The following is a 15,728-nucleotide window of genomic DNA, read 5'->3' as shown; positions in this document are numbered from 1 at the left end:
GCGCCGCTGCCGACCGTTGATCCGGCCAGCCTGCGGACGCAGGAACTGATAACGGAAGCAGCGGCGATCGAGGTCCAACTCCGGCGGCACCTGACTTCGTGCATTGCACCCGTACCAGAACCAAGGCCCGAGCCTGATCCAGTACAGGAAGCAGACAGCCGCGTCAAAGGCGCGAACGGGTTGCCAGGCCAGACCCAGGTAACCCTCATCTGGGACAACCGGACAGACTTGGACCTGTTCGTGAAATGCCCAAGCGGCGAATTGGTGCCTCTAACTGGAGCTCCGAAATGCGGCGCCGTGCACGACATCGACATGAACCTCAGTGGAGAGAACAATAGGCCAGTCGAACACATAACGTGGGCGAATGAGCCTCCGCCCGGACACTACGAGGTTTACGTGAGGATGTACCATACGCGTGGAGATCCGGCCCGGGAAACCAAATTCAACGTCATCGTAAAAAGGGGTGAGTCAACGGAACCAATTCCCATCACCGGCACCCTGACTGAAACATCCCACGAAGCGACCCAACTGAAAGTCACGGAGTTCGATGTACCATGACTGCGGCAAGCCGATACCAACCTGACAGGATGACTCAATGCTGACCAACCTCGCCGATTTCAGCGACGGCTTTACGCTGGTTCCGGACAGCGGCATCCAATTCGTCGAGTTCGGTTTCGACTTCGACGCGTCTCGCTTCGTGACGAGGAATTTCATCGAACGGTTGTCGCCGGGCGAAACGGGTTCGGATGGAAAGACGTTGGTCCGCCTGCTTCCGAACTGGAACGATGACGATCCCGACTCAGGCGAGCCACCCTACGCCCCAAAAGGCGACGACCTAACATGCGACATCTCGAAAGCGAGGGCGCTTGAGACCTTTCTGGACCGTTGGGTCCCGATGCCCTTCTTCAAGATCGAACCCGGAAAGGACGCGCTGGGCAACGAAATATACGCGCAAGGCCCGACCGATTGGGTCCGCGTAAGGGTGACCGAAACCAGGAAGGCCTACGGAGACCAGAAGGGAACCCACCGGGCAATCTTCGCCTTTGACAGTTCGCTCGCGCCCCGGAAGGTGAACGGTCCCTATCGCGCGCCATGTCCGGAAGACGCGATGCGGACCGAATCTTTCCGGTTCGTCAGCCAGATTCCGGACATCATCTCCTTCCTGTCCCACAAGGTCGAGGTTCCCGGGCAAGGCCCAAGGGACGCGCAGAAGTGGCTGGACGACTGGCTGAAGGACATTTTCTACGCCGTCAAGAGGCTCAGGAGGGGTGGCAGGGAGCTTCGGCCAGAAGACTTAGAGGGTCTCCAGTTCGAGCATCTCGCCCGGTACATAACCTTAGTCCAGTTTCTCGCCAGCGTGATCAAGCCCGTTCGCGTCACCCTCATCGATACGGTCAGCGAAAACAGGAACGTTCAGCCTGTCGATGTGGACCTCGTGCTCGACATCGGAAACTCGCGGTCATGCGGACTTCTGATCCAGTCGTTTCCTGACGACGTGAACGTTGACCTCAACAACTCCGTTGTCCTGGAGCTGCGGGACCTTTCGAAGCCCGAGCTCGTTTATCGCGATCCGTTCGAGAGCCAGTGCGAGCTGGTAGCCGGGGAATTCGGCCCGGAGGACATCGCAAGGCGGTCTGGCCGGCCCCGGGCGTTCTTCTGGCCAAGCCTGCTGCGCATTGGCCCCGAAGCCTCGCGCCTGCGCGGTGAGTCGGAAGGCACCGAGGCCGCGACCGGGCTTTCTTCTCCAAAGCGGTATCTGTGGAGTTCCGATCCGGTTCTGCAGGAGTGGAAGTTCCGTTCGAACTCGCCGGAGCCGCCGATCGAGCGTTCCATGTACCGTTTCGTAAACGACAGGGGCGACGTTATCGAACAGATCGTGGAAGACAGGCGCGATTTCAAGCTGAAGGTCAAGGAGAGCGAGATGCAGACGGCGAGCCGCTTCTGTTTCTCGAGGTCGTCCTTCTTCACGTTCATGCTCGTCGAGATCATCGCGCAGGCGATTTCCATGATGAACAATCCCGGCACCCGTCGCGAAAGAAGGCTCAAGGACTCTCCGCGTCGCCTCCGCAAGATCATCATAACGATTCCGTCCGCCACTCCGGTCCAGGAGCAGCGCATCCTCCGGTCGCGCGCGGAAGCCGCGGTCAAGCTGCTCTGGTCCCTGTCAGAATGGGGCGGCGGCGGCATCAACAGCGAGCGTCCGAAAATTCACTGCTCGTGGGACGAGGCGAGTTCGGTTCATCTCGTCTATCTGTATGGCGAGGCGGTGCACAAGCTGGGCGGCTCCATCAGGACGTTGTTCGAGGTGCTTGGCAAGGACAGGGACAGGCCATCGACACTCCCGCCGCCCAAGTCCAAGGGAAAGGCGGAGCGCTCCCTGCGCATCGCCAGCGTCGACGTGGGCGGCGGCACAAGCGACCTCATGGTTACGACCTATTACCAGACCGACAACGTCGCGATCTTTCCCGACCAGAACTTCAGAGAGGGCTTCCGCATCGCGGGTGACGACCTCCTCAAGGCAGTGATCGAGCGAGTCGTGATCCCGAGACTCGAGGAAGGGCTCGCCCAAGCGGGCCTGCCGAATGCGCGGAACTATCTCAAAGGCCGCTTCGCGGGGGACAATCCGAACATGTCCGAGCAGGAAAAACACCTGCGCCGACAGTTCGTGCTTCAGGTCCTTCAGCCAATCGCAATCGGGCTCCTGTCCGAATGCGAAGCAATGTCGCCAACAAGCCGCAAGACGGAAGTCCGCAAGGCCGGCAGCTTCTTCGAGACGGGGGGCTGGACAATGAAGTCCGGAGGCGACATTCCCGTTGCTGCGCGCATACTCGGCTATCTCAAGGAAAACATGGGTGCGCTCGGGGCCGCCGAATTCAATATCGCTGACTGCGATATCGCGATAGACCCTCTGGCGGTCGAGGAGTGCGTCCTGTCGATATTCGACGGCGCGTTCGACAACATCGCGGAAGCGATCAACCATCTGGACGTGGACGTAGTGCTCCTGACCGGGCGGCCGATGCGCCTGCCCCAGATGATAAACCTGTTCGTTAACAAGATGTCCGTCCGCGCTGACTGCGTTATCCCGATCAAGGACTATCGCGTCGGCACGTGGTATCCCTTCCGGGGCGTCAGCAACACGCACATCAACGATCCAAAGACGACCGCGGTCGTGGGAGCGATGCTGTGCGCGCTCTCGGAACGGCAGCTCACCAACTTCACCCTCTATTCCAGATACCTCAGGATGAAGTCGACCGCCCGCTACATCGGGCGGCTCCAGGGCAACGCGACGCTGCCGGACGAAAGTCTGCTTTTCTCGGAGGTCGACCTCGATACCGCAACTACCTCAGCAGAGGAGGCAGAGTTCGACTATCACAGCCCGACTCGCATCGGTTTCAGGCAACTTCCGCTGGAGCGCTGGGTGGCGACGCCGCTCTACAAGCTGACGACCGCTCAAACGCATTCGGCGAGAAACATAAACAAACCAGTCCGCATAACTATCGCGCGCAACGTGCAGGTGCCGGAAGAGGACGAGTCGAGCGAGATCGCCCTTCTGTCGAGCGAGGCGACGCGCGAGGAATTCGTGATCCAGGACGCGGAAGACGCCGAAGGCGTTCCGGTCAAGCGTTTGATGGAGCTGAAGCTGGACACGCTCGCGGTCGAGACCGGTGACGGTTACTGGCTCGACACGGGAATAATCTCTATCCAGTGAAACGGCGGTTGAAGCATGCGTAAGGAATTGAAGAAGGCCTGTGACACCGCGCTGAAATCGGCGCAGGAGGGGCTTGCCTGGATCGGAACCGCTGCAAACTCGGAGCGGGTCGGCAAAACGCGCGCTGACGCCGAGCAGCAGCTCAGAAAGACCATCGTCGCCACCCGAAAGGCGATGGCGGCGATCGATCGCCCGATGTGCGTTGGGGTTTTCGGTCCTAGTCAGGCTGGCAAGTCGTATCTGGTGTCGGTCCTGGCCCGTAATGGAAGCACGCCCTTGATGGCCCGCTTTGGCGATCTCGGACGGGAGGTCGATTTCATTAGGGAGATCAATCCGGGCGGGGATCGGGAGTCCACCGGGCTTGTCACCCGTTTCTCGGTCCGCGAAGAACCGAGCCCGCCGGGCGCGCCGGTCGTCCTGCGAATGCTCAGCGAAGCCGACGTCGCCAAAATTCTAGGCAACAGTTTCTTCCTTGACGGCGACGCGAAAAAGCGTGCGCCGCTCTCGCCGGATACTGTCGTTTCCGCATTGGAACAAGCCCGCGGCAGGACCGCTCCGAAGGCATCGGCCGAGGGCATCACCGAGGAGGACGTCTGGGACATCCAGGAATACTTCGAAAAGCAGTTTGCCGGATTGACGAACATCGAGACGCTCGGCGCGTATTGGGAAGAGGCGGCGGCGCTCGCCCCCCGGCTTTCCGTAGCGGATAGGGCCGACCTCTTTTCCGTACTGTGGGGCGGGGTTCAGAGGTTCAGCGACATCTATCTGGAGCTCACTTCCGCCCTCGAGATGCTGGGGTTCCCGAAGGAGGCCTACTGCCCGATCGAGGCAATCGTTCCGCGGGATCGCAGTATCATCGACGTCGAAACCCTGCTCGGCCTCGGAAAATCTGGCCAGGAAGAACTGCTGATCCAGCCGATGAAGGGTTCTGCCGTTTCGCTTCCGAAGCCGGTCATTACCGCCTTGGCCGCTGAACTCCGCATCGCGATCTCCGAACAGCCCTGGCCGTTCTTCGAACACACGGACCTCCTCGACTTCCCCGGCGCGCGGAGCCGCCAGAAGGTGGAGATCGAGTCTTTCCTCGAGCTTAACCCGCACGGGCTTAAAGACCTATTCGTCAGAGGCAAGGTGGCCTTCCTGTTTGACCGGTACGTGGCCGAGCAGGAACTCTCCAGCATGTTGCTCTGCATCAAAGACTCGAACCAGGACGTCGCGACGCTTCCTGACATGATAGACGACTGGATCCAGACTTCGCATGGCAGCACTCCGGCAGACCGGGCCAACGTCGAGACTGCGCTGTTCCTTGTGCTGACGATGTTCGACAAGCACTTCAACGAAAGGGCGGGCGATGAAGGGCAGAGTCTGGCGGATCGTTTCGGCGCGCGCCTGGGATCTTCGCTGACGCGCTATTTCGGCAAGGCCCACAAGTGGCCCTCGGAATGGACCCCAAAGGGGCCGTTCAACAACACGTTCTGGCTCCGCAACCCGAATTTCAAGGCAGAGTTCCTGATCAAGTACAGAGGAAGTGACGAGGTCGGAATATTGCCGGATAAGGTGGCGAAAGTGGCCGCTCTGCGTGAAGCCTATCTCGAGGTCGACGAAGTCAAACAGCACTTCCGTGAACCGGCCAGGGCTTTCGACGAGGCACTCAAGCTAAACGACGGTGGCGTGAGCTATCTGGCGGAGAACCTCGCGGCAATCTGCCGTCCCGAGATCAAGTATGGGCAAATAGGCGGACGCGTTGGCAGCATTGTCCATGAAATCCGGCGTGTGCTGGCTCCATATTTCGTCGACAGCGACATCAGCACGCGCCTTGCCGAGCGCAGGGAGGTCACAGACCGGGTTCTTGGGGCCCTGACCGAAGCTTGGGAGCGGGACCAGTTCGGCCTCGCGATGAAAATGCTGCAGATTTCGCAAAGCGGAATTTCCGAACATCTTCACATTGATTACGGCAACCGTCTCAAGCGCCAGAACGCGCCGGAGGAAGGTGCCCAATCTGACCCCACCTTGAGAAAGCGTACGGGGCCGCCCCGATCACCTCCTCTTCTGCCTGGGAAAACGAAGGTGGCCACTGCCGCGGTGTCCTCGCAGTCCGTTTCACAGAAAGCGCCCCCGCGCGAAGCCTATCTCGCCCGCTCCGCGATGAAGCATTGGGTGGACGGGCTTTCTGCTCTTGCGAGAAACGACGGCGCATTGCAGGCCATTAGCCTTGGCCAGGAATTGGCAAGCGAGCTGATCGCGGAGCTAACTGCCGCAGCGCGTCGCTCTGGGGTCGAAGAGCGCATAGCCGAGGATCTTGCCAAGCTCTCGGGAGCGCTCGAGAACCCTGCCATCCTGCTCGAGAAGGCAGGGTTCCTGGCGACGAGCCGCATAAACCGTTTCGTCAGCACGCTCGGTTTCGAGGCGGTGCCCGAGGACAAGCGGCCAACGGCTCCTGACGGCGAAGACGGTGAGGTCAAGGTGTTTGCCCGCCGCCCGAACGTTTCCAACTGCGACGGGATTGGCAAGGAGCGTCGGAACTTTTCCTACCTTGCGCTCTCGGAGTGGATGTACGCCTTCAACCAGCTGGTCACCGACAATGTCCTTTCAGGCGAAGGGGTCACAGTCAACGTCGGGGAGAACGAACGCCTGAGGGCGATCCTGGAGGCGCTCGATGCGTCGGCTACGCAGCCCGTCGGGTTGGTTGGGACGGTTCGATGACGGAGGTTAAGATCGACGTCACAGAGGACGAAGAGCGCCTCTTCTGGCATGCCCTGGTCACGTTCCCGCAGCAATTGGGCAGCTCTCCGCGGTTGCGCCTGACGATAACACGCAAGTCCAATGACACTCCGTATCTTGGCGATGCCGGATGGCAGGCGCGCCCGGCGACTATAGAAGCGGTGGTCGTCAGCCGTACCGCGAACTCGGCCACGGTTGCAGTTGCGCCCGAGGTCTGCGGACACATTTACTTGGACACCAAGATAAGGATCGAAGTCGAGGCCTATGACATATGGGGAAGCGCCTTCTGGCCGGAGATCGCTAGTCGCCCGCCTGAATGGTCCAAAGAGCTGACCAAACCTCCCGTATCCCCACCTATTGAGAAGCCCCGCGAAGATGTGATCGAAAAGATCGTGCAGGAAGAGAAGCCGAAGCTGAAGGAGGAAACTCCGCCTTTGCGGCTGCCAAAGAAGAGGCGGCGGTACCTATACCTTCTGATCCCGTTGGTGCTGCTTTTGGCGGGCGGAGGATACTGGATAATACCTAAGCCCGAGCCTTTGCCCGTGAAGTTCGAGAGGCTGAAGCGGACGGACACTAGCGGTGCTGAACTGTTCGCCCTGAGCGGCGAGGCATACCAAAAAGGCAACACAGGGATCGGCTTGCAGGCGATCAATCTTGCGATGGAAAGGGGCAATAAGGACGCAAAGCTCGAAGTCGCGCGCTGGTACGATCCGGGTTCCTTCGATCCCGCCAAAGCAGATCAGCCAGACGCGAACAAGGCTGCGAGGACCTATTTCGAGCTGACGATAGAGGGTCAAACGGGGGCCAAGGAACTGCTTCGTTCCCTCTGCGCGAAAAGCGCGAGTTCTCCTCAAGGTCCCGGCTTTGACGGGTTCCTGACGAACACTTATTGCGAGGGGACTTTGGAATAATGACAAATGACAAGGCCTGGCAATCCGCCGCCTGTGTAATCTTCGGAGGAATGGAAGCATGCGGAAGAGCAGCCTAGAGAAGTATCTTGCTTTGTGCGCCCTGCCCTTCCGTATTCCTGTGGCGGCCGCGGCAATGCTCCTTTGCACGGCCGTGTCGGCGGGCGCGCAGGATGCTGCCGCGCCCGTCGAGCTTTTCAACTATCCGGACACTGTGCTGAACGGGATCACCAGCGCCCAGGTTCCCATGAAGCTGGAAGCATGTCGGCAACTCTGCGAAGGGCGTTCCGGGTGCCAAGGTTTTGACCACTCTGAAAAGAACGAATGCCGCCTGTTTACGAGCGTAGTTGGTTGCCGCTCGGGGAGTGGCTCGACCTCGGAGACGCGCAGCCTTGTTCCGAATTGCCCCGGTCCGACAAATCCTCCGCTCGCAGTCAGGCTGGCGAAGCTAAGGGAAACGGACACGGATGGTCATGAACTCTTCGCCCTGAGCCAGGAGGCGTTCAAACGTGGAGACCGGAGCGTGGGCATGGAGGCCATCAATCTTGCTATGCAGAGAGGCAACCAGGACGCGAAACTCGAAATGGCGCGCTGGTACGATCCAAGGACGTTCGCGCCGGACCGCGTCGATGGAATCGATGCCAATAAAGCCGCGCGTTCGTATTTCGAACTTGCGCTCGAGGGCAATCCGAAGGCCAACAACCTCCTGAACTCGCTCTGTCTCGAATCCAGCGATTCCGGTTCGAATCACGCCAGCTCATACGAAAACTTCCTTCGCACAACCTACTGCGAAGGGTCGATCAATCCCTGACCCGGCGGCGTTTTCGCATCGATTTCATGGGTTGGGCTTAGGGGGAAGCGGGAATGCAGCAGAGGGATCGTCGGTTTCGCGCGGTCGCGGCAAGAATCGCGTCGGCCACGCTGCTGCTGTTCCTTTTGCTCGCGATGCCGGAAATTGTGCAGAGGGTATCGGCGCAGGAGCCTCCTGTGGGGGAATTTCTCGACTACCCAGAGACTGCATTGAAGGGGACCACCAGCGCGGGGTTCCAGAAGCCTCTGGATGACTGCCGTAAAATCTGTCTGGAACGTTCGGGCTGCGCTGGCTTCGATCACTCCTCTGCAACCAACATCTGCCGCCTGTTCGAAGGAATCGGCTCCGCTCAGTCAGATCCGCTTTCGACTGCCGGCACACGCCAGCGGATTCCGGGATACCGCGATCCCGCCAACTCCGAGTCTTGGTACTACGCGTCTTTCAGCGGCGTTGATCTCTGGGGCCAAGATATCGTGCCGAAAGGCTTGGCTGCATCTAATGCCGAAAGATGCTCCGTAATGTGTGACGGCCATGCCTCCTGCCTGGCATTCACCTACAACCAGGAGGCGAACCGCTGCTTCCTGAAGTCGGGCTACGATTTCGTGCAATCTTACTCGGGCGGAGCGTCGGGCCTCTATTTCAAGGCGAAACCCTCACAGTCCGCCAAGGTCCTAACAACCGAATGGGAACTCTTCATGAACAGCGATCTAATAGGCAATGACCTAAATGACTGGCCTGCGCGTTCGTACGAAGATTGCATGCAACAGTGCAGATCGGACAGCCAATGCGGTGGATTTACGTATGTAACGAGGAGGCCCAATCGCTGCTACCTGAAAAGCGGCACGGACCTCTCTCCCGTCAGAAGCTCCAGAGCGAAGACGTCCGCGCGAAAGTCTCAACGGGACGTTTATCCGGACTTTGTCAGCCCCGTCTCTCCGAGGGAATGAACATGCCGCCGCGGATCACACCTGTCCTTGCTATCGTCTGCGCGGTCCTGGCCGGCATCATCGCAGCACTTTCGGCTCCATTGCGGGCGGAACCGATATCGGGAGCCAAAATTCAAGAGGCCAATCTGCACCGCATAATCGAAGACGCCAGATTGCGTCAGATGATCGGGCAGATGGTGCTGGTTGGCTTCGTCGGCAGCGACCCGGATGCCGAGGGCTACAAGACGGTCGTCAAACAAGCAGGAGACGGGAAAATAACGGGAGTCATCTATCTGGGCCGCAATGTCGGTAGCCTCAAGGAAGTGCGGCAACTGAACGACGGCTTGCAGCGCTTCGCAGCAACCCCGCTGCTCATCGCGGTCGACCAGGAAGGCGGCCGCATCCAGAGGCTCACGAGCGCCGTAGGATTCAAGGAGGCCCCCAGCGAGGCAGCGGTTGCAAAGAAAATGAGTCCGGGCGCAGCCAACCTGGTTTACCAAGGCCTTGCGTCAGGTCTCTCCAACCTGGGTTTCAACCTCAACCTGGCTCCGGTGGTTGACCTCAACATTAATGCGGCGAACCCTATTATTGGAAAGCTTGGACGGAGTTTTTCCGCTGATCCGCAGAAGGTCGAGGCATACTCGAGGGCTTTCGTGCAGGCGCATCGGGCGAAGGGAGTTCTGACCGCCCTGAAGCACTTTCCCGGACACGGTTCCAGCACCAAGGACAGTCACAAGGGCATGGCAGATGTCACCGGGACATGGAGCAGGGAGGAGCTTCTTCCCTACGAAGCCCTTATCAGGTCCGGCGACGTCGACATAATCATGTCCGCGCATGTCATAAACGACAAGCTGTCGGGTTCGAGCCACGTTCCTTCTTCTCTTTCCCGTGCGACTTTGACCGGGCTCCTGCGAAACACCTTGCACTTCCGGGGAGTGGTCATCAGCGACGACATGCAGATGCAGGGTATTACTGACAGCGTCAGCTTCGAAGACTCGGTGCGGCAAGCAGTTTTGGCAGGGAACGACATCCTGATATTCGCCAACGACAAACGTCCCGACCCTTTTGTCCCGGAAAAGATTGCTGATCTCCTGTCCGAAGAAGCGCGCAAAAACCCGGAAATGCTTGAACGAATACGAAAGTCCTATGGCAACGTAATACGCTTGAAAAGGAAGCTTGCGCCGGCTGTTGCCAAGGAAACAACCATTTTGAGAGAGCGTTAGCGCTGGCGGAGGATGCTGGCGCGACCGTCTGGGGCAAGGGCAATGATGCATGTCGGCTGATGGTTCTAGCTACAGGATCGCTGGACATCTTTTGGCGCTGGTTGGCGCAGTTGCGACTGCTGTCATTCAGTCGGCAGCGGTCCGGTCAGCGAACGCGCAATCGACCGACGAGCTCTTTAACTATCCACAGACTTTCCTGAACGGAGAAGTCAGCGCGAAGGTCAGCATCCCGATGGAGTCCTGCAGGAAGCTCTGCTCCACACGTTCAGGCTGTGCCGGCTTTGACTACTCGTTGGCAGACGGACTTTGCAGGCTGTTCAAGAACGTCGGCGGCGCCAGCGAGAGCCAGCGACACATCGCCGGCACTCGCAGTCTGGTCACGGGCTACCATCCGCCATCGAATCCGCCTGTCGCGGCTCAACCGTCGGAGCCACCAATCGAGGAAGCCACGGCTTCGCCACCGCCTGCCAGTTTCACGAGATTTCGCAACAGGGATCTCACCAGTGAGGCGACCGAAACAATTGGGGCTCAGGACGCTGACCAGTGTGAAGGCATGTGCCGAAGCGCTGATGCCTGGTGTCAAGCCTACACGTACGATGCCTGGAACAGGAAGTGCTTCCTCAAGAGGGGAACTGGTCAGTTGCGCGCGGACGCTCGCGCCACCAGCGGCGTCGTTTCAAGCCTGGGTACTCCATCTCAATCGGGGGCCAACATGTACTTCGAATACTTCAACAACAAGGCTTTCCCGGGGGGTGGCTTCCGTGTCCTGTCAGCACGGAGCCGGGACGAATGCGAGAGCGAGTGCTGGGACCTGAACGAATGTGTGGCTTTCTCATTCACCGTATCGCATCGGCGCTGCGTTCTTTTCGACCAACCAGGTGAATATTCGAGCAGTCGGGGGAGTTACAGCGGCGCAAAACGCCAAGATTGAGCTCTTTCTAGCCTAAGCCTAGAGCGGTCGTAGCAAGTAGTTCTAAGCAAACGGCAAGACTCGCATGTCGCGACGTCAGAAGGACCGACCGAAATGCAAGCACATTTAGATGAGATGATCGCTTCGGTGGGGGGACGGCCGAGCGGTAGCGAGCGGCGAGAGCGATGGATCGGCTCTTGGCAATTATCATTATTTTCGCCCGGAGGCGCCGACCTCGTGACGGGATCCTGGGTGTCCCAGTATACCAGCGTAGGAGTGCAGATCATGGGCAATCAACACCGGCCACTCGCAGACGTTTCTCCACCTCAGCCAGAGCCAGAACGCCGCTGTTGGATGACAGCATTGCCGTCGAAACGGGCGGCGACGAACTTGCCGCCGACTGATGGCAAACCGCTCAGCGGCAGCGTAAGATCATTCATGGCGGGTGTGGTCTCCGGGAAATGCACGCGGATCGCCTAAGTAACCAAATCCTACGTCATTTCAACGGCTTGCACCGCATCCGCCGACCCCATGAGTTTTCAGGCTAACAGCCTGGGCCGAAGCTGTGATCACACCACGGGCAGGTTAACTTGTCAGCCAATACCAGCCTATTGCAGGCTGGACATGACCTCCAGACTGGTGGCGTGCGAAGGGGTGAGGGGTCTTGTTCATCTTCCGCCTTGGGAACCCGAACACCCGCTCGAGGATATAGGCTAATTGGCAGACTGGGCAGCACGAGCAGGAGAATGACAGCCATGACTGGTGACAGGATCAACGAGATCACAAACCACCCGCCTGCTGACCGACCCTTTCCAGGCGCCACCGTGAACGCAATCAGGGCGCTCAGGCCGATGTAAATCATACACGAAATGAGTTCGCCCATGCTGCCCTCATGTAATATAAGAAAGGTAGCACGTTCGGCGTTAGCCGCCCATGCTGGCCAAGCTCGAACGTATTGATGTTGGGGCGCGGCCCAATTCTTGAGGGCGAACACCTCATAGCGGGGCGGTAATAACTTACCCATGCCGCCATGGCCCGGACGATCAGGTTTTGAGCTCAGAATAAACCTGCGGAGCGCCGCTAGGGGCGTTGGGCCGCGAGGGGAGCAGCATCTCGTTCAAGAGGTCTGTAAGCGCAAAGAGGAGCGCTCTACGATCTTGCCGAGGCTGACGCCGATGGTGTCCTCGATTGCCGGGATGATGGTGGCCAGCGTGTGGCCGTCATAAGGATTGCCGGGCAGCGCCTTGACATGGGCGACGAACTGGCCGCCGCGGCTGCGCCGCCCCGCTCGCGCTGGCGCTGATCCCTGAGGCGCCGGGCCAGCGACAGCGGCAGGGCAAAGACCTGCATCAGCTCTGGTCGCCCGACGAGCTTGCGGGTGATGTCGCGGATCACCGCTCCCAGCATGGTGCGCAGGCGCTTGAGCTGCCGGTTGGCCCGTTTGAACTGCTTGGCATGGGCATAGCGCTGATGCTTGATCAGCGCGATCTTGCCGACCCGCGCATAGGATTGACGCAGGGCAATGCCATGCCTCTTGGCCAGCTTCACCAGCCGCTCGCGGGCGCGATGCATCAGCTTGGCGTCGGTCGGGAAGGTGATGGCCTTTTCCTGCACGGTGGTATCGACGATCACCGCGCGGAAGTCCGACGGCTTGGCCGCCCCCAGCCTGGCCGCCGCTGCAAGACTTTCCTGGAGCAGCGCCATCAGCCGCTCTTCCCCCATACGCAGCCGCCAGCGCGTCAGTGAAGTGCGGTCGAAGGGCAAACGGTGCTGGAAGAACTCCTCGCCGCAGAACAGCTGGTAATAGGGATTCTCCAGCCAGCGTTCGCACAGGCTTTCGTCGGACAGGTTGTGCATCGACTTGAGAATGGCCAATCCCGCCATTAGCCGTGTCGGCAAAGGCGGCCGGCCGGGATCGTCGTCATAGACCTCGGCGAGTCGCTCTTCCAGGAAGCGCCAGTCGATCGCCTTGGCCAGCTTCACCAGCGCATGATCCATATTGAGGATGTGGTCGAGCCGGGATCGCAACAAGTCCGCCTGGCCGCTCTCGCGCCGTTCCTTCGGCCGCATCGCTCGCTCCTTCGCTGCTTCGCAAGAACAGTCGAATCACGCGTACAGACACGATTACAATTTGCCGGAAATCGCCATGCAAAGCCACGAAATTCGGCAATCAGAAACCCAAAATCAGGGGATATTGTTAAACGGAATCAAAGCATTCCGAGTTCTTCACGGACGACTAGAAAATCCTACTATACATTTTTCGCTGACATTTCCTCACTCCGCAGAACCTTGAGCTTGAAGCCGGTGCGGATATAGAGCTCATCCCCTAAAAAGGAGCACCCATTTTGATTTCCACGCAACTTAACAGTACGGAGTAAGAAAATTCATTGCTGCCGACTGGTCGCATATCGGAATCGCACTGGTTCAGAAATGTGCTGTTGATCTGACTTTGCACTCTCAACAGCTTGTCCAAAGAACTACGCTCTTCGACGACGCAACGCATGCGCTGGTCTTCGTTCCCGATTGTTTGCTGAGTACACCATTTTAGATAGTCGTAAATCGGCAAAACCTCACTCTCTGACGTTGCCAAGAGGGTCACAAATAGAATCCCGAATGGAGCCATATTGCCCCTCCCTTAATTTCTTTTTTGCATGCTAGCAGCTGGGCTGTCGAGGCAACCGTCTCCCTCTCTAACAGTCGGTCGGGCAAATTGCACCAGCGGCAGCCCACTTTCAGGACGTGAAGGATGCCGGAGATCACCGGTCGGTCGTCGACGCGCCTGGCGCCGGGATGGCCCCTCGGTAATGCAGCTTGATTGGGTTTGAGCCCCTAGTCTAGTTGACTGCGCAACGTTCCTCGGACCAACCTCTCGCCCGCTGCGCGGCGCTGCAGACCCTGCCCCCGCCGAGAAGTTGGTTGTTGTTCTGACGGATGTAATCATCAGCTTGTTTGTTGTACCGTGGCGCCGGGCGGTAAGTTTCGCGTGGCGGCGATGGTACGAAAGCGCCAGCCGCGCCGAGCCCTCCGACGAAGGCGTTCAAGAACGCGTCCACGTTGCCTGCCGTTTGTTGCTGCCTTTGTTGCCGTGAATACCTGGCGTCTGCTACAGATAAGTTGCGGATTCGGAGCCCGTTCTCGGTAAGGGAACCGTTTAGGGCGACTACTTGGCACAGGTCATAACCGGCTCTGTAGCAATCGTTCAGAGTGTTGGTGATCATGGAACGGGCGTTCTTCATTGTGTATTTGAGGCCTTTGTTGTGCCGCCAGAAACAATATGCCTCGCCGTCGCTATGCCGATACCCGCCGACGAACACTTTCGGGTACCGGATTCTGTCGTACTTGTTGGACATTGGCCCTCTGCAAGTGTCCCATACCACCGCGCCGATCGTCTTGGCTGCGACGGGTGTCGTGGCCGCGAGGGGGCTGATCATTAATGCGAGGATAGTAACTGCTAGTTTGCTGCGCATGGCCTGTTCCTCCTAGGTTTTCCCTCCTCCCTCTCTGCTCGCGGAGGAGGTCGGGTGACTAAGTGACACTACGAGACCAGGTCTAAAGCCTTAGGCTCGGAGTGGACGCCTTGCATTCGATTGCCACCATCCGCCCCTCTTTTAGCCGAGAAGCAAGCACACGTTTCAAAACGGACCCGTCGAATTCCAACTAAGATTTTCGAATGATGAGCATTCATCACCTTTGGCCCAACAAAACACTTACCTTCTGCCCCGAAACCGCGCATGACCCAAACGGGTCATCGTGGTGGCCAGACAAGGAAGTCTTGCCAGCGCCCCAGCATTCTTGACCGACATATGACTTAATCATCGGCAAAGTTGGACGAGTGCGAAGCTAATCGCACCTACGTCAAGTCCGCCGCCGTCAACGCCCATTTGTCTGGATGGAACCCGATGGGTTCAGCCGCAAAGTCGTCGGTTGAGCACTGGCGATCCATCTCAGGGCTGAACTGGCGATCGAGGCGCTCGACCAAGCGATTGCGGTGCGCAGGCCGGCACCGGGATCCATCATCCATCACAGCGATCGCGGCGTGCAATATGCCTGTGCCGAGTACGCCGTACGACTTGCAGCATACGACATCCAGCCGAGCATGACCCGGGTAGGCAAATCCTACGACAATGCCAAGCCCGAGCGCTTCATGCGAACGCTGAAGGAGGAGGAAGCCGACGGCAGAGCCTATCGCGACATCGACGATGCAAGGAACAGGATCGGCGAATTCATCGACGCCGTGTACAACAAGCAGCACCTACATTCCGCGATCGATTATCAATCGCCGGATGAATATGAAGCCGGCCTAATGCGATTGCGGCGGGAAGCCCCTGCGGCGATCTCAGAAACGGAGAACTGTTACTGATCTCTGTCTCACCCGAGGGGTGCACTTAAATATGTTTTAGGTACAATCTGTTACCCATGTCTCCGGGTCGGACACATACTGACTAGGTAGGCTCCCTCGGCCAAGGACGACTCGACTTTCCAGTTCGCTAATATAAGGTCGGATTTCTTCTCGGTTGCGGGGC

At 58.9% G+C, this 15,728-nt stretch carries 9 protein-coding genes and 4 pseudogenes; 9 read left to right on the top strand and 4 right to left on the bottom strand.

From position 1 onward, the window contains the following. The 8 genes and pseudogenes from AC0L3N_RS23655 to AC0L3N_RS23620 form a co-directional block, all read left to right on the top strand. Positions 1-558 (top strand): annotated as a pseudogene (locus AC0L3N_RS23655) (hypothetical protein); the annotation flags it as partial. A 37-nt stretch (positions 559-595) separates the two neighbouring features. Continuing rightward, entirely contained in the window at positions 596-3,709 is a 3,114-nt protein-coding gene (locus AC0L3N_RS23650) for a virulence factor SrfB (protein WP_473549751.1), read from the top strand. Positions 3,710-3,724: 15 nt separating this feature from the next. Next, positions 3,725-6,409, top strand: a complete 2,685-nt coding sequence (locus AC0L3N_RS23645) for a virulence factor SrfC family protein (RefSeq protein ID WP_473549750.1) — start codon at positions 3,725-3,727, stop codon at positions 6,407-6,409. Next, the gene (locus AC0L3N_RS23640) at positions 6,406-7,338 is read left to right on the top strand and encodes a hypothetical protein (protein WP_473549749.1); all 933 of its coding nucleotides are present in this window, start codon (positions 6,406-6,408) and stop codon (positions 7,336-7,338) included. The genes AC0L3N_RS23645 and AC0L3N_RS23640 overlap by 4 nt, the downstream gene beginning before the upstream one ends. 58 nt (positions 7,339-7,396) lie before the next feature. Continuing rightward, positions 7,397-8,146, top strand: coding sequence for a PAN domain-containing protein (locus AC0L3N_RS23635; RefSeq protein ID WP_473549747.1), 750 nt, complete (start codon positions 7,397-7,399; stop codon positions 8,144-8,146). Between the two features lie 53 nt (positions 8,147-8,199). After that, the gene (locus AC0L3N_RS23630) at positions 8,200-9,093 is read left to right on the top strand and encodes a PAN/Apple domain-containing protein (protein WP_473549746.1); all 894 of its coding nucleotides are present in this window, start codon (positions 8,200-8,202) and stop codon (positions 9,091-9,093) included. 2 nt (positions 9,094-9,095) lie between these two features. Beyond that, on the top strand, positions 9,096-10,295 hold the full coding sequence (locus AC0L3N_RS23625; RefSeq protein ID WP_473549744.1) for a glycoside hydrolase family 3 protein: 1,200 nt from the start codon (positions 9,096-9,098) through the stop codon (positions 10,293-10,295). A gap of 91 nt (positions 10,296-10,386) precedes the next feature. Beyond that, entirely contained in the window at positions 10,387-11,226 is an 840-nt protein-coding gene (locus AC0L3N_RS23620) for a PAN domain-containing protein (protein WP_473549743.1), read from the top strand. Between the two features lie 280 nt (positions 11,227-11,506). On the opposite strand, the pseudogene AC0L3N_RS23615 reads toward AC0L3N_RS23620, so the two are convergent. The 4 genes and pseudogenes from AC0L3N_RS23615 to AC0L3N_RS23600 all read right to left on the bottom strand — a co-directional run. Beyond that, positions 11,507-11,645, bottom strand: a pseudogene (locus tag AC0L3N_RS23615) (IS1380 family transposase); the annotation flags it as partial. A 692-nt stretch (positions 11,646-12,337) separates the two neighbouring features. Continuing rightward, a pseudogene (locus tag AC0L3N_RS23610) lies at positions 12,338-13,275 on the bottom strand (IS5 family transposase); the annotation flags it as partial. A gap of 525 nt (positions 13,276-13,800) precedes the next feature. Continuing rightward, positions 13,801-14,010, bottom strand: a pseudogene (locus AC0L3N_RS23605) (transposase); the annotation flags it as partial. Positions 14,011-14,039: 29 nt separating this feature from the next. Continuing rightward, positions 14,040-14,672: a hypothetical protein gene (locus tag AC0L3N_RS23600; RefSeq protein ID WP_127208446.1), complete on the bottom strand. Its 633-nt coding sequence runs from the start codon at positions 14,670-14,672 to the stop codon at positions 14,040-14,042. Positions 14,673-15,136: 464 nt separating this feature from the next. On the opposite strand from AC0L3N_RS23600, the gene AC0L3N_RS23595 reads away from it, so the two are divergent. Beyond that, positions 15,137-15,565 carry a transposase gene (locus AC0L3N_RS23595; protein ID WP_473549802.1) on the top strand — a complete coding sequence of 143 codons (429 nt, stop codon included), beginning with the start codon at positions 15,137-15,139 and terminating at the stop codon, positions 15,563-15,565. Positions 15,566-15,728 lie beyond the last annotated feature (163 nt).

The organism is Mesorhizobium sp. WSM4807 (genome assembly GCF_055811615.1).
Note: the sequence above shows the minus strand (reverse complement) of the source record. Positions and strands in the feature narration are given on the sequence as shown.

Bases quoted from the DNA above. Each gene is read 5' to 3' on its own strand.
- AC0L3N_RS23650 (WP_473549751.1), top strand. From the start codon at position 596: ATGCTGACCAACCTCGCCGATTTCAGCGACGGCTTTACGCTGGTTCCG.
- AC0L3N_RS23645 (WP_473549750.1), top strand. From the start codon at position 3,725: ATGCGTAAGGAATTGAAGAAGGCCTGTGACACCGCGCTGAAATCGGCG.
- AC0L3N_RS23640 (WP_473549749.1), top strand. From the start codon at position 6,406: ATGACGGAGGTTAAGATCGACGTCACAGAGGACGAAGAGCGCCTCTTC.
- AC0L3N_RS23635 (WP_473549747.1), top strand. From the start codon at position 7,397: ATGCGGAAGAGCAGCCTAGAGAAGTATCTTGCTTTGTGCGCCCTGCCC.
- AC0L3N_RS23630 (WP_473549746.1), top strand. From the start codon at position 8,200: ATGCAGCAGAGGGATCGTCGGTTTCGCGCGGTCGCGGCAAGAATCGCG.
- AC0L3N_RS23625 (WP_473549744.1), top strand. From the start codon at position 9,096: ATGCCGCCGCGGATCACACCTGTCCTTGCTATCGTCTGCGCGGTCCTG.
- AC0L3N_RS23600 (WP_127208446.1), bottom strand. From the start codon at position 14,672: ATGCGCAGCAAACTAGCAGTTACTATCCTCGCATTAATGATCAGCCCC.